Origin of the sequence: Streptomyces sp. NPDC002886 (assembly GCF_042888445.1) — a bacterium.
Taxonomy (GTDB): Bacteria; Actinomycetota; Actinomycetes; order Streptomycetales; family Streptomycetaceae; genus Streptomyces.
This window is the reverse complement of sequence record NZ_JBIAPV010000012.1, coordinates 16,135-37,791: the sequence shown is the minus strand read 5'-3', so window position 1 is coordinate 37,791 and position 21,657 is coordinate 16,135. Positions and strand designations below refer to the sequence as shown.

Here is a 21,657-nt window from a genome sequence, read left to right as displayed (position 1 = left end):
GACGGTCAGTTGCCTTCGGCCCAGCGGCCGCGGGTCCAGCCGTCGAGGTCGTAGTCGTCCAGGGCCTTCTGGACGAGGTCGCCGTAGTTGTCGAGCAGACCGGCGCCGCGCGACCAGTTCAGCGTGTCGAGGCGCACCTGGTCGGGGCCGCCCGCGTAGTTGAGCTCGTACAGCTCGTGGCGGGCGCCGAACTCGGTGCCGATCGCGTCCCAGGCCAGCTTGAAGAGCTTGGTGCGCTCCTCGGCGGTGGCGCCGGTGCCGCGGTAGTAGCGGTCGAGCAGCGGACGCAGCTCGGGGTTCTGCAGGTCCTTGGCGCTGGAGGGGGTCATCAGCAGCGCGCCCGCGAGGTGCTCCTCGAAGAAGCGGTGCGTGCGCTCCCAGCTGAGCGGGGCGAGCGCCCGGTAGCCGGCCGAGTAGTCCATGCGCGGCAGGACCGTGCCGGCCGGGCCGGCCTCCGGGTCCAGGGCCATGGCGGTGGTGACGGCCCAGGTCTGGTGGCGCCAGGCGAGAAGCTCGCCGAGGCCGGCCTGGACGCCGCGGAAGCCGTCGGTGCCGTTGATGCGGGTGCCCCGGTCGAGGACGCCCGCCATGAACTCCAGCTTGACCGACATGCGGATCGCGCCCTGGAAGAAGCCGCGGGACAGCAGACCGGAGCGCGGGAAGTACTGGTGGATCTTCTCGGTGTCCCGGTAGATCAGGACGTTCTCCCACGGGATGAACGCTTTGTCGAAGACCAGCACCGCGTCGTTCTCGTCGAACCGGCTGGAGAGCGGGTTGTCGAACGGGCTGGTGGCCTTGCCCTCGTAGGAGGTGCGGCAGACGACCTTCATGCCGGGGGTGTTCAGCGGGGCCAGGAAGGCCAGCGCCATGTCCTCGGCCTTGCCCTTTTCGAGGTTGGCCAGGTGGATCTGGCCGACGAAGGCGACGTTGCTCAGCGCCGAGGCGGTGGCCATCAGCTTGGCACCCTCGACGACGATGCCGTCCTCGCGCTCCTCGACGACCTTGAGGTAGACGTCGCGGATCTCGTGCGCCGACTTGTTGCGGTCGACGGGCGGGTTGACGATCGCGTGGCTGATCGAGAGGCCCTGGCGGGCGTACTTCTCGTACCAGGCGCGGGCGTTGTCGCCGAAGGGCTCGTAGAAGTCGTGGGTGACGGCCAGGCCGGCCATGAACGACGCCTTGTAGTCGGGCGTGCGGTTCATGAAGCCGTAGCTCAGGCGGGCCCAGTGCTCGATGGCGTCGCGGGCCTTGATGAGGTCCTCGCCCGAGTGCGCCGGGGTGAAGAAGCGGTGGACGCGGTACCCCGTGTACCGGTCGACCGTCGTCATCAGGTCCTTGGTGTCCGGGTGGTGGAGCGCGTCGTAGAGGTGCGCGGTCGACCGCGCGGCCATGGCGAAGGCCGGGTGCGTCGTCACGTCCTTGACGAGCTCGCCGTCCACGAAGACCTGGCGACCGTCGCGCAGGCTCTCCAGGTAGGAGTCGCCCGTCATGAGGTCGTTCGGAGCCTCGCCGGCCGACTGATCCACTATCGGGACCTGACCCATTTTGGTGTCCTCTCCAGGGGTAATACACGCGACCGCTGCCGGACGCACAGTTCGATTGCCCCGAGCGTAGGCTCGGGCGCCGATCCGCTCTTGCGGGGCCGCGCACGGACAATTGCCCATCTACGCCAACTCTGGCGCCATCACGTTCGAGGGGGTACGTCAACTACGAACCGGAGAAACCTTGTTGACGTCAGAGAGAAGGGTCGCTCCACGCTTCTCGATATTTCGGAATCATGAATTCCGGATGCTCCGAAATAACTTCGGCCCGGCATTGATCCAGGTAATTCGGATACGCAGCCGGGCCGAATGAAAAGGGACTGCACAAGATGTCGGACGACTGGTCAGGCCGCGGGACGGGTGTGACTGGCGGACGCCGCGTCGATACAGGCGGCCTCGGCTATCAGAATGATCTTCTCCACGTGCGGCAGCAGTCGCATGCCCGCCTCGGTGAGCTGGACCCGGCCGCCGGCGCGATGGAACAGCTCGGCCCCGATGTAGTCCTCGAGGTTCTTGATGTGGGCGGTGACGCTGGGCTGCGAGTAGTGGAGGTTGCGAGCGGCGCGAGTGAAGCTCATCTCGGCGGCTACTTCACGGAACGAGCGTAACTGCTGGAACTGCACGGCAGGGGCTCCCTTCTGCGAGGCTCAGAGCCTCGGAGACTGGAAACATACCACGGTGCAGGTATAACTGCAGTACGAGAATCCACGCTTCATGTTCCCGACGTACCCCGGACATACCCGTGGCCATGCCCGCAGGGAGGGCATGGCCACAGGTCAGCCGCTGCTTCGTGGTTGACAGCGGGTTGGGCGGAGTGGACTAGTCGGACATCTCCATCGGCGAGAGGAGGTCCCGGGCTATCTGCGGGAGCAGACGGTCGATCAGGAGCCCCGTGCGCGCGGATCCGTCGGCCGCCCGCGGGATCGCGTCGACGGCCACCGCGTGCGAGAGCACCCATGGCATGCGCCGCTCGCAGGCGGCCAGCGCGGCCTGGCGTCCGCCGGCCTCCTGGTCCTCCTCCAGGAGCGGTACGAAGGCCACCACGAGCGTCTCTCCCACCTCGGGGAGCCGGGTGCGCATCACCGCGATGTCCTGGACGCAGGGCAGGTCGAGGAGTTCGAGTTCGAGCGCGAAGAAGGCCGCTTCGAAGTCCTCCACCAGCACCTCGTCGTACGGCTGGTCGTCGAAGGAGGGCAGGTTCACGCGGACATCTCCTGTTGCATCGACTGCTCAAGCTGCAGGTTCAGAGTGATGATGGGCAGCACCGCGTCGAGCAGGTCCCCGGTGCGGATCCGGCCCGTCGGGCTGTACGGAATGGTGTCGACGGCGATGACGTGCGCGGGCAGCGACGGGACCCGGCGGGCGCAGGCGGCGCTGAGCGCCTGGTACCCGGTGGCCTCGCGGCCGACCGCCACGGCGATGAAGGGGACCACGATCGCGTCGCCCAGCACCGCGTTGCTGACCCGCATGACGGCGGTGTCGCGCAGGCAGGGCAGGTTGAGCAGGTCCGACTCCAGCCGGAACAGCTCGGTGTCGACCGCCGAATCGCGGACCACCACGGGCACTTCGGTGACCCGCCCGGTGACCAGCAGCCGGCCGGTCTCGTCCACGTACCCGGACTCGTCGGTGACCAGGAAGCGCTCCACGCCCCAGCCGAGGTCCAGCTCGGCGACCTGCGTCTCGCCGTCCAGGTAGCCGTCCATGACCTGGTGGCCCGCGAAGGCCAGGCGCCCGCTCTCGCCCTGCCCCACCGGCTGCCCGTCCTCGCCGAGGACGGCGACGGTGGTGCCGAGCGTGGTGTGGCCCGAGCGCGGCGGCGAGACCAGCAGCTCCTCGGGTCCCATGACGGCGGTCAGCCCGGTCTCGGCGCTGCCGAGCGCGGTGTGCAGCACCGGGCCGAGCCGCTCCCAGGCCGTGTTGACGGTCCAGCGGCCCAGGTGGGCGCCGGGGGTGAGGAGGAACCGCAGGTGGCGGGTGCGCGGCGAGGGATCGGCGGTCTCCGGCAGTCCGAGCAGCCCGTGCAGGGCGGAGGGGGTGATCACCCCGGTGCTGACCCGCTCGGCGACGAGCAGCGCGGTCAGGGTCTCGGGGCCGGCTCCGTCCGCGAGGACGACGGTGGCGCCGATGCCGAGCATCGTGCGGGCCAGCGCCAGGGCCGTGGGCTCGGTCGGCGGGGCGCAGGCCAGGTGGACGTCGTCCCGGTTGAGCCCGAACTCGTCCACGAGGTCGACCAAGTGACGGCCCTCGGAGGGGGTGCGGCGCACGGCGAGGCGGGCGGGTCCCTCGCTGCGCGCACTGACCGCGAAGGACTCGTACGGCCGGGGCGCCGGCAGGGTGCGCAGCGGTTCGGCCGAGGTCAGCAGGTCGAAGTTGAGCGCCTCGTGCTTGCCGGGGGTGGCCGGGGCGCCGGGAGCCGTGATCCCGTCCAGCAGGACGTGTACGGCCTTCGGACCGCTGGGCCACACGAGCTGGTCGAGGGTGGCGTGGTGCTCCGAGGTCACGAAGACGACGGACGGCTCCAGCCAGGAGAGCACCTGCCCCAGATCGTCCTTCCCGCTCTGCGGGTCGAGACCGGTGCAGGAGACGCCGAGGGTGGCGCAGGCGCTCATCGCGACGGTGAGCTGCCAGCTGTTCCCGGCGAGGAAGACCGCCCGGACCGCGCCCTCCGGTGGCAGGTGTTCGGTGAGTCCGGCCGCCGTCCGCTCCACGGTCTCGGCGAACTGGCCCCAGGTCAGCCGCACCTGGCCGTCGACCAAGGCATCCCGCGTCACGCCGCCCGCCGCGTGCCGGCGGATGTCATCGAGCTTGATCATGTGGGTTCTCCGTGGTCGGTCAAGAGCCTCGTATGTGGCTCGGGGCCGCGCCCATGGAAACAAACGTGCATGAAGGTAGGCAACGGCTCATCGGAAGATCTGATGTCGCCGCCCGAAGCGCCGAACGGGTTGCGCAAACGCCTCCGCCGGGCGTCGATGACGCCCGGCGGAGGAAAGTGCCGGAACCGGGCCGCCCACAGGGCGCCCGACCGCGGGTCGCTGCGCGGGGGGCTAGGCCCGGAGCTCGGCCGACTCGACGAGTTCGGCCTCGGCCCGCTCGCGCAGGTGCTTCTCCAGGTCGGCCATGACCCGCTCGGCGCGGCCGGGAGCCATGTCGAGTTCGGCCAGCACCGTCGGCAGCGCGATGATCGGCATGATGTGCCTGAGCAGCACGGATACCCGTACTTCCAGGTCCTCCCAGTCGGCCATCACCTCCGAGAGCACCTGCACTCCGGTGAAGGCGCCGACGAACAGGTTGGCGACCGCGTCGAGGTCCACGTGCGCGTGGAGTTCACCGCACGCCCGGGCCTCGCCCAGGGCGAACCGGTTGTGGTCGATCCAGTCCTGGTAGGGGCGCATGCGGTGCTCGTGGTGGCTGCCGCGCTCCAGGGACAGCCGCAGGCTGCCCTGCACGATCGGATCGCTGCGGATCTGAACGGCGAAGAGCATGCCCTTGTCGATCAGCTCCTGCAGCCGGGTGCTCCGCGGTACGAGCGGGAAGCCGACCGTGTCGATCTGGCTGGCCAGAACGGCCTGGGCCAGCTCTTCCTTGCCTTTGAAGTAGTAGTAGAAGGCGCCCTTGGTCAGCCCGAGCCGCTGGTAGACGTCCGCGATCGTGGCCCCATTGAAGCCCTTCTCTGCGAACACGGCGCCGGCGGCCTCGACGATGAGTTGCCGGGTGCGCCGAGAAGTCTCCCTCTGAGACACCCTCGCTCCTTCCACGCTGCTGGTGGCCAACTGATGCACCTCCTCGGGGGTATGAGCATGTCACCGAAAACAGCCGTTGCAAATTATACCAGGCAGCACGTATCTTGCGGCGAACCAAGACCTACCACGAGTGGCTCGAATCTGCCTCGAAGTCCGGAGGGTAAATCATGTTAATCACGTCGTACGCGAACGAAAACGCCCAAAGACCGTCGGTCGGGGTCTCAGATGCAAGGCCTCCGGCCGTACCCAACTGGCTCGTGCACCGGCCTGACACCTCCGAGGTGTTCCTCTCGGCTTGGAAACGCACAGCTCCCGACCGATTCGACGTCACCGTGCGTTGGCCTGAAAACCACCCGTTCCATACCGGGCTCCACGGTTTCCGTTCGCCGGCCGTCATCGCGGAGGCCATCCGCCAGACCGGCATCCTGCTCTCGCACGCCGAGTACAACGTCCCCCTCGGGCACCACTTCCTGATGTCCGACCTCCAGTACCGGATCAATCCCGAACTACTGGCAGCGGACGACGACTCCCCCATGCACATCGACGTCACCTGCACGAACGTCAACCGTCGCGGCGCCCGCTTCTCCGGCATGGTGTGCCACATGGACGTGATCCAGAGCGGCCGGGTCATCGCCACCGGCGACGGCAGCATGACGTGCACCTCTCCCGGCGCCTACCGCCGGATGCGTGGTGAGTACGCGGACGCCCGCCCGGTCCTGCCCGTGCCGGAGCCGGTGCACCCCTCCCTCGTCCTGCGGACCGACCCGAGCCATGTCCTGCTGGCTCCCACCGTGGATCCCCGCTGCTGGACGCTGCGGCCGTACACCACGAACACCACGCTGTTCGCGCACAAGAACGACCACGTGCCCGGCATGGTCCTCCTGGAGGCCACCCACCAGGCCGCGTTCGCCGTCGCCGGCACCACCCGGCTGTACCCCGTGGCCCTGCGCCTGGCCTTCGAGCGGTACGTGGAGTTCCACTCCCCCTGTCTGATCCAGGCACAGCCGATGGCCCGGAGCCGTGACAACACCCTCTCCCTGAGCGTGACCGGCCATCAGAGCGGCCAGCGGGTCTTCGACGCCCACCTGGAAGCAATTCCCGTTTCCTCCTGATCACCTCACTTTCGAACGAAATGGGCATCGGTTCCCTGCGATCCGCTGGCCGACGGACCCATGCGCAAAGTGGCGGGAAGGTCTTGGGCGTGTCAGCCTGTGACGTCATCCGACTCACCGTCACCAGCATTTGTAGGAGGGATACTCCTGTGAGCAGGCAGTGCCCGTTCGCCATCGATCCGCTCGGCCAGGACATACACGGAGAGATCAAGGAAATACGCTCCCTTGGCCGGGCCGTGCGGATCGTGCTCCCCGGCGGAGTGGAGGCGTGGTCCGTCACGGACTACGCGCTCGTGAAACGCCTGCTCACCGATCCCCGGGTATCGAAGGACGCCTACCGGCACTGGCCCGCGTGGATCGACGGAGAAGTCGACCAGGAGTGGCCGCTGGCCATCTGGGTCTCGGTGCAGAACATGGTCACCGCCTACGGCGAGGAGCACGCACGCCTGCGCAAGCCGGTGGCGGGGGAGTTCACCATGCGCCGCGTGGCAGCCCTGCGGCCCCGGGTCGAGGAAATCGCCGCCGGGCTGCTCGACCGCTTGGAACAGGGACCGCGGGAAGAGCCCGTGGACCTCCGCAAGGAATTCGCCCACGTACTGCCGCACGCCGTGGTCTGCGAGCTGTTCGGAATTCCACATTCCGCGCGCGACCCGCTCCAGAAGATCATCGACGGATTCTTCGCCACCTCGATCACCCCCGAGGACGCGATGGCGAACGGCATAGCCATGTACGAAATCCTCAACGAAGTCGTGGCCCACAAGAGAAGAAATCCCGCCGACGACCTCACATCGGGCCTCATCTCCGCACGCGACTCGGGCACGGCGGATATGAGCGAGAAGGAACTGCTCGACAACCTCATCCTCCTCTTCACCGCCGGCTACGAGACCACCGTGAACCTCATAGACAACGCGGTCGTCTCCCTCCTCACACACCCCGACCAGCTCGCCCTCGTACGGGACGGCAAGGCCTCCTGGGAGGACGTGATCGACGAATCCCTGCGCGTGGACCCGCCCGGCGCGCACAGCATCCTGCGCTACGCCGTCGAGACGATCGAGATCGACGACGACGTGCGGATCCCGCAGGGCGACGCGATCGTCATCTGCTTCGCCGGAGCGGGCCGCGACCCCCTCCACCACGGGGCCGGGGCGGACCTGTTCGACATCACCCGCGACACCCGGGCCGACCACGTGTCGTTCGGGTACGGAGCCCACCACTGCCTCGGCGTGAACCTGGCCCGGATGGAGGTCGCCATCGCGCTGTCGGCGCTCTTCGAGCGCTTCCCCGGCATCGCCCTGGCCGTGCCGGCCGATGAACTCCGGCCCAAGTTCTCCTTCGTCTCCAACGGCCACCGCACGGTTCCGGTGATCCTGGGCGGGCCCGGCCCTCACAGCGCGGCAATTTTCAGCCAATAGTGCGGGGGGGACACCCTCCCTGAAGGCCCCCGAACCACGGCAGTCGCACGACGCGAGACGGAAGACGGAAGAGTCACCATGACGGACAAGACGGGCCTCCTCGAGGGCAGGCGCGCCCTGATCACCGGCGCGAGCAGCGGCATCGGGGCGGCCGCCGCCCGGGTGTTCTGCGAGAACGGGGCCTCGGTGCTCCTCACCGCCCGGCGCGAGGAGAAACTGGCCGCGCTGACCCGCGAACTGACGGACCAGGGTTTCACCGCCGCCTACGCGGTCGTCGACGTGTCCCGCGCCGAAGAGGTCGAGGCGGCCGTGGACAAGGCGGTACGGCTCTTCGGCCGCCTGGACGCCGCCTTCAACAACGCGGGGCTCGGTACCGTGCCCGCGCCGCTGCACCTCACCGAGGACGCGGAGTTCGAGGCCGTCATGGCCACCAATGTCCGCGGCACGTGGAACTGCATGAAGTACGAGATCGCCGCGATGCTGCCGGGCGGCGGGGCCATCGTGAACAACAGCAGCGTCGCGGGCCTGGTCGGCACCCCGGCGTCCGCCGCGTACATCGCTGCGAAGCACGCCGTCATCGGCCTGACGAAGGCCGCGGCCGAGTACGCCGCCCGGGGCGTCCGGGTCAACGCCGTCGCTCCCGGCACCACCCGCAGCGAGATGATGGCCCAGTGGTTCGACCTGAACCCGGGCCTGGAGGAGCAACTGCACACCAGGACCCCGCTGCCCCGTACGGCGGACCCCCGCGAGATCGCGCAGGCGGCCGCGTGGCTGCTCAGCGACCAGGCGTCCTTCGTGGTCGGCGCGACCGTCCCGGTGGACGGCGGCTGGACCGCCCGCTGACCGCTCCGCACGACACCGGCCGGCCGCGGCCCGCCGAGCAACCGGAACACCGGGGAACTCGGCGGAACTCGGCGGAAACAAAAAGGCGAAGAGCTGTACGAGCATTTCAGAGCGCCCGGCCTGGGCACCCACAGACCGATAAAATCGCCCCTATGCAGACATCTGAAAGACCCAGGGTAATTGTCCTTACGGGAGCCACCGGTTTCGTCGGCTCGGCCGCACTGGACGCCCTGGCCCGCCGTCCCGGAATCCTGGTGCGGGCCCTCGCCCGCACCCCCGGTGCGGCGCGCGAAGGCGTGGAGTGGGTACGCGCGGATCTGGGCGACCCCGGCTCCCTGAAAGGGACCTGCGAGGGCGCGGCCGCGCTGGTGAACCTGGCCTCGTACATCGGGCAGGACGAGGAGCGCTGCCACACGGTCAACGTCCTGGGCGGCGCGTCCCTCCTCGCGGAGGCCGTGCGGGCGGGGGTGGACCGGATCGTCCACCTGTCCACGGCCGCGGTCTACGGGAACCTCCCGCACCGCGGGATCGAGGTCGACGAGGTGACCCCGGATCCGGCGTCCGCCGCGAGCCGCACCCGGCTGGCGGCGGAGGCCCCGGTGCTGGCCGCCGGCGGTACCGTCCTGCGGCCGGGTCTGGTGCTGGGCGCCGGTGACCGCTGGGTGGTCCCGGCCCTCGCCGAACTGATGGACCGGGTACCGGCCAGCTGGGACGGCGGCCGCGCACTGCTGTCCGTGGTCGACGTCGGCGAACTGGCCCGCCTGATCGACACCCTGGCCACGGCCCCCGGCCGCGCCGTGGGCGGGGTCCACCATGCGAGCCACCCCGCCGCGGTGACCAGCTCCGGCCTCATGTCGGCCCTCGCCGCCGAAGGAATCCTGCCGGTGGTACGGGAGGACTGGCCGTGGGACCGCTGCATGGAACAACTCCGCGCGCGCCCGGGCCGGGTGACGGAGCGCCAGTTCTCCTTACTGGCCCGCGACTACTACCAGCGCTCCGACAGCATCTGGCAGCTGACCGGCCTGCGCCCCACGCCCACACCCCTCACCCTGCTCCCCTCCGCGGCCCCCTGGTACCGCACCCACCTGGCCGGCACCTGAGTGCCGTCACCTGACTGCCGGCACCTGAATGAAGGCCACCACCGGCCTCATTCGCCGTGGAGGATCCGAAAGGGACCGGTGACGTCCGCCGGATCCCGGTCGACCACACGGACGGGCGCCCAGACCCACTGCCAGACACCGCTCCCCGGCGTCCGGGAGAACCGGATCGGCCCACGGGTGCCCTCGGCCTCCACCCGCGGCCATGCCGCGGCGATGGCCGCCCGGTCCGTGCCGTGCGAACGGAACACCTCCGCGAGGACGGTGACGCTGTCCCAGCCCTCGAAGGCCACGAACGAGGGCTCCTCGCCCAGCCGCGCGCGGAGCTCCTTCCCCACCCGCTCCCCGAGCGGACCGAGCCGCTCGGGCAGGTAACGCAGGAAGGGGACCCCGGCGCCGTCCCCGCCCAGCGCCTCGGCCCATCCGGCGAGCTCCGGTTGTCCGGCCGGAGCGCCGATCAGCACCTCCCCGAGCCGCCGGTCGCCCCGTACCGCCCGGACGATCGCCGCCGCCGGCTCCGGATACCCGACCAGCAGGAGGAGCGCGGTGGCCCCCTCCCCTGCAAGCACGTCACACACCCCCTCGGCAGAGGTCCCGTCCACCTCGATCTCGACGACGCCGCCCCCACGACCGGCGAACCGCTCCCGCAGGATGCGCGTCCCGGAAGCCCAGTAGACACTCGGCTGGATCGCCAGCGCGATCCGGCTGTGGCCCGCCCCGAGCAGGAAGTCCGCGTACGTCCGCCAGCCGTGGGACTGCGCCGGGGCCAGCCGCGCGACCCACTCCGTCGGCTCCTCGGTGAGCGCGTCGAGCACCGCGGAGGAGCACAGGTACGGCACCCCGAGGGCATCGGCCCGAGCGGCGGCGGCCCGGGCGACGACGCTGTGGTACTCCCCCACCACGGCGGCCACCCCCAGCCCGGCCAGCTCCTCCACGGCCGCCGCGGCCCGCTCCGGATCGGCCGCGGTATCCCGCACCACTAGCTCCAGCGCCCGCCCGTCGATCCCTCCCCCGTCATTGACCTCCCGCACGGCAAGCTCAAGCCCCGCGAGCAGCTGCCGCCCCGCATCGACCCAACCGGGCCGCGTCAACGGCACGAGAGCCCCCACCCGCACGACCGCCCCACCGGCCGGCCCCCCTGACGACGGCACTGCCGAGGCGTTCACAGATAACGCTCCCCTACTCCCACGCCCACAGGCCAGAACCCCACCGGCGCACCCAACTGATCATCCCGCCCATTGGACCCACCCCACCCCCAAAAAACAACCGCATACCCCCACCCCCCACAACACCCCAGCCCAGCACCACAGAACCCCCCACCACCCCCCGCCCCCCACACCCCCAACCACCCAGCCCTCCACCGAACCCGGGACACCCCCACCGGACCCTGGGCCCAACCCAGCCGACCCAAGGCCCCCCAACCAACCCTGGGTCCCAACCCCACGGGACCCAGGGCGCAGCCCCACGGAACCCGGGGCGCAGCCCCACGGAACCCGGGTCACAACCCCACGGAACCCAGGGCACAGCCCCACGGAACCCGGGTCACGACCCCACGGAACCCAGGTCACGACCCCACGGAACCCAGGTCACGACCCCACGGAACCCAGGGCACAGCCCCACGGAACCCGGGTCACAACCCAACCGCCCAGCCCCCACCGGACCCTGCACCCAACGCCGAACGGGCCCAGATGCCCAACCCCAGCCGGCCCGGAGCCCAGCCCTACCCGGACCCGACCACCCCGCCCCAAGGGGCCCGGGTCAGAGGTCCCACCCCAACCCGACCGCCCAACCGCCAACGGGGCCCGGGGCAGAGCCCCGGTTTCGGGAAGGGGCGGGGTGGGGGCAACGGCCCCGCAGGGCCCCGCACACCCCCAGGCCACTCCCTGCTCCCGCCCACCCCCGAACGCACACCCCACGGGAACCGGCACCCCGCCCCCGACGTCGTGGTACCAGCCGCACCCCCACACCATTCACCCCAACCGGAACAGGCAGGAACGGCCCCATGACCCAGGCAGACTCGGGGCCGCCCCCCACCCCAACCCCCGACCCCGCCCACCGCCTCCTCCCCCGCCAACCACCCCGCCCCCGCCCGCTCCCGCGCCCCTGGCCCACGGCCCTCAACCGCACACCCCTCCCGCTACGCCCCACACTCCCCGTACTCGCCACGCTCCTCTCCACACTCCTGGCCGTACTCCTGACCCGCCCCTCCCTGGTCCCCAACACCCCCGGTCACCTAGGCAGCTTCCTGGAGACGTTCCTGCCCTGACTCGGCCTGGCCGTCCCGCTCCTCCTCGCCCTGGCCCTACGACGCCGCTCCGCCGCCACCGCCCTGGCCCTCCTGCTCCCCACCGCAGCCTGGCTCCTCCAGTTCGGCAACCTGCTCCCCCACACCCCCGCCCAAGCCCCAACCTCCACCCACCCCACCCTCACCGCCGTCCAGCACAACATCAGCGATGAGAACCCGAATCCCTCCCGAACGGCCAGCGCCCTCGCCGCCTCCCACCCCACCCTCATCGCCGTCGAGGAGCTCACCCCCGCCGCCCTCGCTGCCTTCACCGCCACCCTCGCCGCGGAATACCCCCACCACGCCACCCACGGCACGGTCGGCCTCTGGTCGGCGTACCCGCTCGCCGACGTCCGCCCCATCGACATCAGGCCGTCGGCCCTAGCCGGCGACCCGCACTGGAACCGCGCCCTGCGCGCCACCGCCGCCACCCCCGGCGGGCCCGTCGCCGTCTACGTCGTCCACCTCCCCTCGCTGCGCCTGGGCACCTCCGGCTTCGGCTCCGCCCGCCGCGACGAGAGCGCCGTGCGGCTCGGCGCCGTCCTCGCCGCGGAACCCGCCGACCGCGTCGTCCTGCTCGGGGACCTCAACGGCACTGCCGACGACCGTGGCCTGGCCCCCCTTCGCACCGCCCTGGTAGCAAAGGCAACACCCGCCACCCCCGGCTTCGCCTTCACCTGGCCAGCGGCCTTCCCTCTGGCCCGGATCGACCAGATCCTGGCCCGCTCAGGCACCGTCACCCGCGTCCGTACGCTCCCCGCCACCTCCAGCGATCACCTGCCCCTCACCGCCGAGATCCTGTTCGATTAACGTACGCTCATGAGCGAATTCGTACTGGTGGCAGGCGCCTGGCTGGGAGCAGCGGCATGGGACGAGGTGGCCACTGAACTACGCACCGCACTGCGCACCACGGACGGCGACCACGAGGTCCACGCACTGACCCTGTCCGGCCTCGCGGACAGACAGGGCGTCGCGGTCGGCCTGCAGACGCACGTCGCGGACATCGTCGACGCCATCGACGAGCTCGGCCTGCGCGATGTGGTCCTCGTGGGCCACAGCTACTCCGGCATCCCGGTGGGGCAGGCCGCGGAGCGGATCGGCGCCCGCCTGAACCGGGTCGTCTTCGTCGATGCCAACGTTCCCGTCCACAACGAATCCTTCCTCTCCGCCTGGCCGGACGGCCGGGCCGCCGTAGAGGCCTCGATCGCCGCGAACGGCGGCTTCTGGCCGCCCCTGCAGGCCGCCGACTGTGAGGGCCAGGGCCTCACCGCCGAGCAGAGCGCCCGGCTCCTCGCCGGTGCGACCCCGCACCCGGGTGCCACGCTCACCGAACCGGCCGTACTGACCCACCCCCTCGCCGAACTCCCCGCGACCTACGTCAAATGCCTGCTGGACGGCGCCGACCCCCACCCCGACGTGGCGGAGCTCCTGGCCACCGGCCCGGACTGGCAGTGGGTCACCCTGGGCACGGGCCACTGGCCGATGTTCTCCGCCCCGTCCGCCCTGGCCCGCGTCCTCCTCGACGCCGCCGCGCAAGACACCCCGCCGCCGGCTTCAGGTCTTCGCATCCACCCGGTGGACGCCGCCTCCGAAGCCGCGCTGAGCGACTGGCAGCTCGTCCACAACACGGTCATCCCAACAACCCCCCTCTCCTTGGAAGACGTACGGGAGCGCTCCGCGCGCAACGTCCTTCACATCGCCCACCTCGGCGACGCCCTCGTCGGATGCACGACGGTCCGGCCCCCCGCCACCGGCTCCTCGACCGCCACCGTGATCGCGCGCGTCCTGCCCGCGTACCGGGGACGGGGTTTCGGCCGCGAGCTGTACTCCTACGCACTCGCCCAGGCACGGTCCCTCGGCGCCGAGGTGATCGAGACCGTGGTCCTCGCGTCCAACCCGGAGGGCCTGGACTTCGCGCGCCGAGCCGGCTTCATCGAGTTCGACCGCTACGTCCTCCCCGGCGACACCGTGGCCTTCGTAGACCTGCGCCTCGCGTGAGCGTCCGCTGGGTACGCCTCGAACTCACCGTCCGCACCGTCGACTCCGCCCGGTTCACCCCGTAGGTCGACCGATGCCGGGCGGCGGGCTTCAGCTTCGCGACCCTCGCCCGGTTGGGCGACACAGAGGACGAGCGCGCCACAGGCCCTACGGCCTGAACAAGGAATGCTCGGCCGGCATCACCAGCGAGGCGCTTTCCACTCCTACGACGCGTACACCCGCCTGCGCTTCGCATCGCCCTCCTCCAACCCGGCCGGCATCATCGTCGCCTTGGACCAGAACGGCACGTGGGCCGGCATGACTCCGACCACCTCGGCCATCGCCATGAACCACACGCTCGACTACGTGGACACAACCTCGGCCCAAGCCCAAGCCCAGGCCCAAGCCCAGCCCTAGGCCCAGGCCTAGGGCAGGCCCAAGCCCAGCCCTAGGCCCAGCCCTAGGCCCAGGCCTAGGCCCAGGCCTAGGCCGAGACCCGGCGCTTCCTGGAGACGGCGACCCCGGCCAGGCAGACCGCACCACCGAGCAGGGTCAGCGCCGCCGGGACCTCGTCAAGGGCGATCCAGGCGATGAGCACCACGACGGCGGGCACCGCGTACGTAGTCGCGCCCATCTTCCCGGCGGTGGTCCGCGACAGCGCGAACGACCAGGTGGTGAAGGCGAGTGCGGTCGGGAAGAGCCCCAGGTAGAGCATGTTGAGGACGGCGGCGAGCGGAGCCCCGGGAAGCTGGTCGACGAGCTGCCCGACGAAGGGCAGCGTGACGGCCGTGCCGACGAAGCAGCCGTACGTGGTCACCTGGAGCGGGCTGGCATACGCCAGCGCCGGCTTCTGCGCGACCACCCCGGCCCCGTACGTGAGCGCGGCAACCAGGCAGAGCAGGACACCTCCCACGGACGCGGACCCACCGCTCGAGGTGGACAGTCCGACCAGCACCGCCCCGGCGAACGAAACCGCCATGCCCGCCAACAGCAGGGGCGGGAAACCCTCCTTCAGCAGCCAGCCGCTGAGCAGGGCGATCACGATCGGGCCGATGTTGACGATCATGGCCGCCGTTCCGGCGTCCACGAGCTGCTCGCCCCAGTTCAGCGTCACCATGTAGAGCCCGAACCAGAGCACCCCGGAGATCAGGATCCCGGGCCACGCCTGCTTCGGCGGCGGCGGCACCCGCTTGACGACCAGCACCAGCCCGAGCGCGACCGAAGCGGTCAGCAAGCGTCCGAACGCGAGCGCTCCGGGCCCGAAGTGCGCGGCCGCCGAGCGGATGGAAACAAACGCGGAGGCCCACAGCACGACGGTGACTCCGGCCGCTATCAGGGCCCGCCGGTCGGTCCTGTCCTGATCAGACGTCTTGTTCATGCGAGCAAGCTACCCGTCCCACCCGACAGGCCCGTCGCCCTTTTCCGAGCGCCTACGCTCCCGCCGGAGCCAGCAGGCCCCGCAGCCTCTCCGCGTAGCCGCGGGGGTGCGTGGTGTTGCCGTTGTGGCCGCCGGGGAAGACCCGTATCTCCGTGTCCAGGAGGGCCGCGAGTTCCGTCGCGCACCGGTGGTCGAAGACGGTGGACGGGGTGGCGGCGCCCAGCGCCGGGATGATGCGCGTCGTGGTCCGGGTGAGGGCGTCGACGTCGAGGGTGTCCTCGACGATCGCCGTGAAGTCGTGCTCGATGAAGTAGCCGAAGTTGGCACGCCTGCGCTCGTCCAGGGGCTGCGGGGTCAAGCCCGGCTCGGCGTCACGCCGCGCGAGGTCTATCCCGAGGACCCGCGCCATCTCCGGAAAGACGGCTTCGAGCCCGCCCGTGCGGTAGATCCCCTGCAGTTCCTCCAGTTCCGCTTCGTGCCGGGCCCTCTCCCCCTCGGGCAACAGCCGCGGGGCCACCGGCTCGTGCGCGATGAGGGTGCTCACCTGTTCCGGGTGCCGCACGGCCAGGTGCAGGCCGATGACGGCCCCCAGGCTGCAGCCGAGCATCAGCACCGGCTCGTCGGTGACGGTCGCCAGCAGTCGGTGTACGTCTTCGGCGTGCTCGGCGAGCGACGCCGTCCGGCCGGGCTCCGCCGGCCGGCTGCGCGAGAGTCCGCGGCGGTCGTAGGTCAGCACGGTGAACGCATCGGCGAGGTGCGGGACGAGATCCACGGTGCGGTCGGCGTCCCCCTCCCCGCTCTGCGCGATGAGCAGCATCGGGCCGGAGCCCTGCAGTTGGTAGTGGAGCACATCACCCATGACAACTCCTCGTTCGCGGTTCCGGACCCCCAGTCCGTCACTCTCTGCAATCACAGTAACCCATCGAATCAGATACATCAATACCGATGGATCAAAAAAGATGCATCTTCTTCGATGGTTCGCCGGGTTCCGATGTACCGTGCTCCCGTGGACGGAATCGAACTCTTCCTGCTGGGCCGCACCTTGATGAAGCTCGGTGAGGAAGCCCTGCCCGAACCCCCCGGCGGCCCGGGGCAATACGCCGGCGGCACCCGCTCCGTCGTGATCGTGGCCGGGGACATCGCCGCGCACCCCGACACCACGGTCGGCGAGACGGCCCAGCGCACGGGCCTCCCGCAGAGCCAGGTGTCCGGCGCCGTCGCCCGCCTGCGCGAGGCCGGCTCGGTACAGACCTCGCCCGACCCGGCCGACCGCCGCCGCACGCTGGTCCGCCAGTCCCCCGGAACCTCCGCGCGCGTGGCCGCCGTACGCGCCGCCGGTGCTTCCAAGGTCGAGGAAACCCTCGCCCGCGCCCTCGGCGAGACCGAAGCCGAACAACTGCCGGAACTGACCCGGGCCCTGGAGGTCCTAGCCCGCCACCTGGTACCCCGCGCCCCCCGCTGAACCCGAACCCGCGCCCCGCGAGGGAGCCGGGCGAGCCCCGGCCTTGTCGGGGCCCGGGCTCTCGCACTGCAGGTAGAGGGTCAAGGACCGGTCGGGGCGAAGCGGATCTCGTACGTGTGGTCGCCGGACATGGGCCTGCCGTCGGCGTCCAGCACGGCGCCGACGCAGTACGCCTCCTGGGCCTTGTTGACAAGCGTCCAGGCGAGAGAAGTGGCCCGCGCCCCAGTCGCCGATGGTGTCGCGGTCGACCATGACCCAGCCGTTGCGCGAGGGCCCCTCGAAGGGCATCTCGACGTACAGGTCCCGCAGGCTGTCGGCCACCGCGCGCCGCATGCCGATCGACCCCACCCGAAACGGACAAAACCTCCCCCTACCCTCGGCGTTCACCACGCCCACGGCAACCGGGGAGGCACGCACGTACCGTCAGGAGTCGCCCAGTAGCAGCAGCTTCTTCTGCGGCTTGCCCATCGCGTTGCGCGGAATCGCCGCCACGAACCGCACCTCGCGCGGCCGCTTGTGCACCGACAGGTGTGCGGCGACGAAGTCCGTCAGTTCCGGACCGGTGACGCCCTCGGCCACCACGAAGGCCACGATCCGCTGCCCGAGATCCGCGTCCGGCAGCCCCACCACCGCCGCCTCGCTCACCTTGGGGTGGTCCAGCAGCGCGTTTTCGATCTCCCCGGCGCCGATCCGGTAACCGCCCGACTTGATCATGTCGATGGAGGCCCGGCCCACGATCCGGTGAACTCCGTCGGCCTCGTCGACGGCAGCGATGTCGCCCGTACGGAACCACCCGTCCTCGGTGTAGGCCGCGGCCGTGGCCTCAGGCCGGCCCAGGTACCCGGAGAACAGCGTCGGCCCGGTGAGCTGGAGCTCGCCGATCTCCGCGCCCGCCTCCGCCGCGATCCGCGTACGGATGCCCCGGAGCGGGGTGCCGACCGTCCCGGGCCGCACCTCCCCGCCCGCGCGCCCGCTCACCGTGATCAGCGTCTCGGTCATCCCGTACCGCTCCACGGGCCGCAGCCCGGTCAGCCGCTCCAGGTCCCGGAAGACCGGCGCTGGCAGCGCGGCACTGCCGGAGACGAGCAACCGGGCCCCGCCCAGCGCGGCGGCCGCCGCCGGCGCCCCGGCGATACGGGACCACACGGTCGGCACTCCGAAGTACAGGCTGCCTCCGGCCGCCGCGTAGGCCTCCGGGGTGGGCCGCCCGGTGTGCACGAGACGGCTGCCGGTACGCAGCGCACCGAGCACGCCGAGGACCAGACCGTGTACGTGGAACAGCGGCAGCCCGTGCACGAGGGTGTCCTCGGCGCTCCACTGCCAGGCCTCGGCAAGGGCGTCGAGATCGGCGGCCACGGCCTCGGCGGTGAGAACGACCCCCTTGGGCGGCCCGGTGGTCCCGGAGGTGTAGAGGATCAGCGCCGCCCGCCCGGGCTCGGCCACGGCCCCGAAACCGCCGCCACCGCCGAAACCGCCGCCGCCGCGCCGCGCGAAGTCCACGTCGACGAGCACCGCACCCGAGTCCCGCAGGATGTGCTCCCGCTCGGCGGGCCCCGCATCGGGCGGCAGCGGTACGAAGGGCACCCCGGCCAGCAGCCCGCCGACGACGGCGGCGACGGTCTCCAGCGAGGCCGTCGCGGTCACCGCGAAGGCGGGCGCCCCGGCGACGTCGGCGGCCACGGTACGGGCCGCCCCGAGCAGGTCCTCATAGGAGGCGTCCCGCCCGGCCACCCGCAGGGCATCGGGCCGGTCTCCATACACCCCGGTGAGCGCGGTCAGCACTGATCCCCCTACGGAGTCCGATCACATCCAACCGCCCCACCCTACGACCGCCACCACCCGAGCCACGCCCCCCGGCCGGAACCCAGCCCCGCCGGCGTTCGAGGCGCGGGGTCCGGCCAGAGCCCCTGGAACGGAGGAAGGGCGGGCCGGGGAAACCCCCACCCGCCCCCATCCCAGCGCGTCAGCGCCGACGCCGGTGCCTCAGATCAACCCCTGCGCCAGCATCGCGTCCGCCACCCGCTCGAACCCCGCGATGTTCGCCCCGACCACATAGTCCCCGGCGGAGCCGTACCGCTCGGCGGTCGCGTACGACACCGCGTGGATGTCCCGCATGATCCCCGCCAGCTCCGACTCGACCCGCTCCGCGCTCCACGCCACGCGTCCCGCGTTCTGCGCCATCTCCAGCGCGCTGACCGCGACCCCGCCCGCGTTCGCCGCCTTGCCCGGGCCGAAGGACACTCCGGCCGCCTGCAGCAGGTGCACCGCCTCCGGCGTGGTCGGCATGTTCGCGCCCTCCGACACCGCCCTGACCCCGTTCGCGATCAGCGTCCGCGCGTCATCGGCGGTCAGCTCGTTCTGCGTGGCCGACGGGAAGGCGACCTCCGCCGCCACGTCCCACACGCGCCCGCCCGGCACGAACCGTGCCGACGGCCCGCGACGCTGCGCGTACTCGCTCACGCGCCCGCGCTCGACCTCCTTGATCTGCTTCAGCAGTGCGAGGTCGATGCCCTTCTCGTCGACCACGTAGCCCTGCGAGTCGGATGCCGTCAGCGGGTTCGCACCGAGCTGCTGCAGCTTCTCGATCGTGTACAGGGCCACGTTGCCCGAGCCGGAGACGACGGCCGTCAGCCCGTCGAGCGACAGTCCCTTGACCGCCAGCATCTCGGCGGCGAACAGCACGCTGCCGTAGCCCGTAGCCTGCGGACGGATCAGCGAGCCGCCCCAGCCCTGGCCCTTGCCGGTCAGGACGCCGGCCTCCCAGCGGTTGGTGATGCGCCGGTACTGGCCGAACAGGTAGCCGATCTCGCGCCCGCCGACGCCGATGTCGCCCGCGGGGACATCCGTGTGCTCACCGATGTGACGGTAGAGCTCGGTCATGAAGGACTGACAGAAGCGCATGACCTCCGCGTCCGAGCGCCCGTGCGGGTCGAAGTCGCTGCCGCCCTTGCCGCCGCCGATGCCGAGGCCCGTCAGCGCGTTCTTGAAGATCTGCTCGAAGCCGAGGAACTTCACCACACCGATGTCCACCGACGGGTGAAAGCGCAGGCCGCCCTTGTACGGGCCGAGCGCGCTGTTGAATTCCACCCGGTAGCCACGGTTGACATGGACGCGACCACGGTCGTCCTGCCACGGCACCCGGAAGATGATCTGCCGCTCCGGCTCGGTGAGCCGCTCCAGCAGGGCCACGCCGGGCTCCGCGTACTCGGGACGTGCCGCGAACACGGGGGCCAGGGTGTCCAGGACCTCCCGTACGGCCTGGTGGAACTCGGGCTGGGCGGGGTTGCGGCGCTCGATGTCGGCGCGCAGAGCGTCCAGCCGGCCCTGCGGGTCCTTGGGGTCCGTCACGGTCTGTTCCTCCAGGTCTCGATGTGGGGACCGGCCCCGAGATGCGGCTCGAAGCTCCGGACCATACTTCCGCATCGCGGAAAACAATATCCGAACACAGTCTCCAGCCGGAGGGTACCCCGCCCACAGACCACGACCACGAGCCTTTCCGGCCTGCTCTCATCGACACCTACTCCACCATGGCCGACTCGATCTTCGCTCCACCATGGACAGAAGCACGGGGCAGGACATAGACAGGCCATATGGACATCGCACGGGTCGCCGCCCTCGTCGCCGCCACGCTCACCACGGGCCTGATGGCGGGCCTGTTCTTCGCCTTCGACGTCGCGGTGATGCCGGCGCTGAAGCGCTCCGACGACCGGACCCTCATCTCCGTGATGCAGCGCGTGAACACTTCCATCATCAATGGCTGGTTCATGCTCGCGTTCCTGGGCGCGCTCCTGTTCACCGGCCTCGCGGTGGCCCTGCATCTGCCCTCCGGCGAGCACGCGCCGTTGCCCGCGCTGACGGGCGCCCTCGTCTTCTACGTGCTCGCCGTCGCGGTCACCGGCCGGGTCAACATCCCGCTCAACAACGCCCTGGAGGCGGCCGGACCCGCCGAACGGATCGCGGATCCGGCCGCCGTACGCGCGGCGTTCGAGAAGAAGTGGGTACCCGCCAACCGCTGGCGCACCGCCCTGTGCACGGTCGCCCTGGCCTGCCAGTCCTGTGCCCTCCTGGCGGCCGCCTAGCCTCTCAGCGTCCGGCTCCGGACACCCCCGCCGGCCCCGACGCCCCGGACGCCGCCGACGCACCCGTTGCCCGCCCGTACAGTACGAGCGCCCGCGCCAGGGCGGTCAGCGCCGCCGTGCAGAGCAGGGTGCGCACGATGTTCGCCGTCTCCCAGGTGCCCTTGAACTTCTCCACGACCGAGAAGTCGGTCAGCTTCGCGGCGTCACCCAGGTCGGCGAGTTCATTGTTGAGCGGGATGTTGACCGCGAAGGTGACGACGAGCACGACGAGGTACGCCGCCGCGCCCAGCGAGGCCCACAGCGCGACCGTACGGCGCCCCGCCTTCGCCTCGACGAACGCCGTGGCGAAGGCCGCGAGCAGCGCGACGACGAAGACCGTCCCGAAGAGCGGATTGCCGTCGATGACGGCGTTGAAGCTCTGCATCGCCGTGACGTACGTACGGTCGTCGGTCTTCGCCAGTCCCGGCATCACCGAGACGTCGAAGGCGAAGAAGAGCCCCGCCATCAGCCCGACCAGGACGGTCGACAGGCCGAGCAGCGCGGTGGAGAGTCTGGTGCCGTTGGATCCCATCCGATGTGCCCCCGTATGTATGTGTGTAGGTCCGTATGCCTGTACGTCCGCGGCTGTTGATCGTGCCATCACCCGTACCGCCCTGCCAGTGAATCCTCAGTGCCGGACGGCCCCCGCAGAGGCCCGCACAGGCCCGCACAACCCCCCGCCAACCCACATGT

19 protein-coding genes and 2 pseudogenes are annotated in these 21,657 nt (G+C 70.7%); 10 read left to right on the top strand and 11 right to left on the bottom strand.

What is annotated here, in order from left to right; all coding sequences use genetic code 11:
- Positions 1 to 5 precede the first annotated feature (5 nt).
- The 5 genes from ACFYYB_RS35740 to ACFYYB_RS35720 all read right to left on the bottom strand — a co-directional run bounded on the left by ACFYYB_RS35740 (position 6) and on the right by ACFYYB_RS35720 (position 5,281).
- Positions 6 to 1,544, bottom strand: coding sequence for a 4-hydroxyphenylacetate 3-hydroxylase family protein (locus ACFYYB_RS35740; protein WP_389441381.1), 1,539 nt, complete (start codon positions 1,542 to 1,544; stop codon positions 6 to 8).
- A gap of 341 nt (positions 1,545 to 1,885) precedes the next feature.
- Positions 1,886 to 2,164, bottom strand: coding sequence for a LysR family transcriptional regulator (locus ACFYYB_RS35735; RefSeq protein WP_327309990.1), 279 nt, complete (start codon positions 2,162 to 2,164; stop codon positions 1,886 to 1,888).
- Positions 2,165 to 2,360: 196 nt separating this feature from the next.
- On the bottom strand, positions 2,361 to 2,744 hold the full coding sequence (locus ACFYYB_RS35730) for a hypothetical protein (RefSeq protein WP_327309991.1): 384 nt from the start codon (positions 2,742 to 2,744) through the stop codon (positions 2,361 to 2,363).
- Positions 2,741 to 4,354, bottom strand: a complete 1,614-nt coding sequence (locus ACFYYB_RS35725; protein WP_389441377.1) for a class I adenylate-forming enzyme family protein — start codon at positions 4,352 to 4,354, stop codon at positions 2,741 to 2,743. The genes ACFYYB_RS35730 and ACFYYB_RS35725 overlap by 4 nt, the downstream gene beginning before the upstream one ends.
- A gap of 231 nt (positions 4,355 to 4,585) precedes the next feature.
- The gene (locus tag ACFYYB_RS35720) at positions 4,586 to 5,281 is read right to left on the bottom strand and encodes a ScbR family autoregulator-binding transcription factor (RefSeq protein WP_389441374.1); all 696 of its coding nucleotides are present in this window, start codon (positions 5,279 to 5,281) and stop codon (positions 4,586 to 4,588) included.
- Positions 5,282 to 5,448: 167 nt separating this feature from the next.
- Between ACFYYB_RS35720 and ACFYYB_RS35715 the strand changes: the two genes are divergently transcribed.
- The 4 genes from ACFYYB_RS35715 (at position 5,449) to ACFYYB_RS35700 (ending at position 9,748) form a co-directional block, all read left to right on the top strand.
- Positions 5,449 to 6,393 carry a ScbA/BarX family gamma-butyrolactone biosynthesis protein gene (locus ACFYYB_RS35715; protein ID WP_389441371.1) on the top strand — a complete coding sequence of 315 codons (945 nt, stop codon included), beginning with the start codon at positions 5,449 to 5,451 and terminating at the stop codon, positions 6,391 to 6,393.
- 149 nt (positions 6,394 to 6,542) lie between these two features.
- Positions 6,543 to 7,805, top strand: a complete 1,263-nt coding sequence (locus ACFYYB_RS35710; RefSeq protein ID WP_389441369.1) for a cytochrome P450 — start codon at positions 6,543 to 6,545, stop codon at positions 7,803 to 7,805.
- A 78-nt stretch (positions 7,806 to 7,883) separates the two neighbouring features.
- Positions 7,884 to 8,648, top strand: coding sequence for an SDR family NAD(P)-dependent oxidoreductase (locus ACFYYB_RS35705; RefSeq protein WP_389441367.1), 765 nt, complete (start codon positions 7,884 to 7,886; stop codon positions 8,646 to 8,648).
- A gap of 152 nt (positions 8,649 to 8,800) precedes the next feature.
- On the top strand, positions 8,801 to 9,748 hold the full coding sequence (locus ACFYYB_RS35700) for an NAD-dependent epimerase/dehydratase family protein (RefSeq protein ID WP_389441364.1): 948 nt from the start codon (positions 8,801 to 8,803) through the stop codon (positions 9,746 to 9,748).
- 47 nt (positions 9,749 to 9,795) lie between these two features.
- Here ACFYYB_RS35700 and ACFYYB_RS35695 read toward each other — a convergent pair whose 3' ends face one another.
- Positions 9,796 to 10,911 (bottom strand): ABC transporter substrate-binding protein, encoded by a 1,116-nt coding sequence (locus tag ACFYYB_RS35695; protein ID WP_389441362.1) that lies wholly within the window; start codon positions 10,909 to 10,911, stop codon positions 9,796 to 9,798.
- 836 nt (positions 10,912 to 11,747) lie between these two features.
- Between ACFYYB_RS35695 and ACFYYB_RS35690 the strand changes: the two are divergent.
- The 4 genes and pseudogenes from ACFYYB_RS35690 (at position 11,748) to ACFYYB_RS35675 (ending at position 14,423) form a co-directional block, all read left to right on the top strand.
- Positions 11,748 to 12,839: pseudogene (locus ACFYYB_RS35690) on the top strand (endonuclease/exonuclease/phosphatase family protein).
- 9 nt (positions 12,840 to 12,848) lie between these two features.
- Positions 12,849 to 13,565, top strand: a pseudogene (locus tag ACFYYB_RS35685) (alpha/beta fold hydrolase); the annotation flags it as partial.
- Positions 13,566 to 13,604: 39 nt separating this feature from the next.
- Positions 13,605 to 14,027 carry a GNAT family N-acetyltransferase gene (locus ACFYYB_RS35680; protein WP_389441820.1) on the top strand — a complete coding sequence of 141 codons (423 nt, stop codon included), beginning with the start codon at positions 13,605 to 13,607 and terminating at the stop codon, positions 14,025 to 14,027.
- A gap of 165 nt (positions 14,028 to 14,192) precedes the next feature.
- Positions 14,193 to 14,423 (top strand): hypothetical protein, encoded by a 231-nt coding sequence (locus ACFYYB_RS35675; protein WP_389441359.1) that lies wholly within the window; start codon positions 14,193 to 14,195, stop codon positions 14,421 to 14,423.
- A gap of 67 nt (positions 14,424 to 14,490) precedes the next feature.
- Here ACFYYB_RS35675 and ACFYYB_RS35670 read toward each other — a convergent pair whose 3' ends face one another.
- Together ACFYYB_RS35670 and ACFYYB_RS35665 are read right to left on the bottom strand one after the other, a co-directional pair.
- Positions 14,491 to 15,384 carry a DMT family transporter gene (locus tag ACFYYB_RS35670; RefSeq protein WP_389441355.1) on the bottom strand — a complete coding sequence of 298 codons (894 nt, stop codon included), beginning with the start codon at positions 15,382 to 15,384 and terminating at the stop codon, positions 14,491 to 14,493.
- Positions 15,385 to 15,436: 52 nt separating this feature from the next.
- On the bottom strand, positions 15,437 to 16,243 hold the full coding sequence (locus ACFYYB_RS35665; protein ID WP_389441353.1) for an alpha/beta fold hydrolase: 807 nt from the start codon (positions 16,241 to 16,243) through the stop codon (positions 15,437 to 15,439).
- Between the two features lie 186 nt (positions 16,244 to 16,429).
- Here ACFYYB_RS35665 and ACFYYB_RS35660 point away from each other — a divergent pair, with 186 nt between their 5' ends.
- Complete coding sequence (locus tag ACFYYB_RS35660; RefSeq protein ID WP_389441818.1) at positions 16,430 to 16,846, top strand: MarR family transcriptional regulator; 417 nt, start codon at positions 16,430 to 16,432, stop codon at positions 16,844 to 16,846.
- Positions 16,847 to 17,269: 423 nt separating this feature from the next.
- Here the strand turns inward: ACFYYB_RS35660 and ACFYYB_RS35655 are convergent, their stop codons facing one another.
- Together ACFYYB_RS35655 and gdhA are read right to left on the bottom strand one after the other, a co-directional pair.
- The gene (locus ACFYYB_RS35655) at positions 17,270 to 18,628 is read right to left on the bottom strand and encodes an AMP-binding protein (RefSeq protein WP_389441351.1); all 1,359 of its coding nucleotides are present in this window, start codon (positions 18,626 to 18,628) and stop codon (positions 17,270 to 17,272) included.
- Between the two features lie 201 nt (positions 18,629 to 18,829).
- On the bottom strand, positions 18,830 to 20,194 hold the full coding sequence (gene gdhA, locus ACFYYB_RS35650) for an NADP-specific glutamate dehydrogenase (RefSeq protein WP_327310006.1): 1,365 nt from the start codon (positions 20,192 to 20,194) through the stop codon (positions 18,830 to 18,832).
- Between the two features lie 242 nt (positions 20,195 to 20,436).
- Here gdhA and ACFYYB_RS35645 point away from each other — a divergent pair, with 242 nt between their 5' ends.
- Positions 20,437 to 20,925, top strand: a complete 489-nt coding sequence (locus tag ACFYYB_RS35645; RefSeq protein WP_389441347.1) for a DUF1772 domain-containing protein — start codon at positions 20,437 to 20,439, stop codon at positions 20,923 to 20,925.
- A 4-nt stretch (positions 20,926 to 20,929) separates the two neighbouring features.
- Here ACFYYB_RS35645 and ACFYYB_RS35640 read toward each other — a convergent pair whose 3' ends face one another.
- Positions 20,930 to 21,496, bottom strand: coding sequence for a DUF1772 domain-containing protein (locus tag ACFYYB_RS35640; protein ID WP_389441345.1), 567 nt, complete (start codon positions 21,494 to 21,496; stop codon positions 20,930 to 20,932).
- Positions 21,497 to 21,657 lie beyond the last annotated feature (161 nt).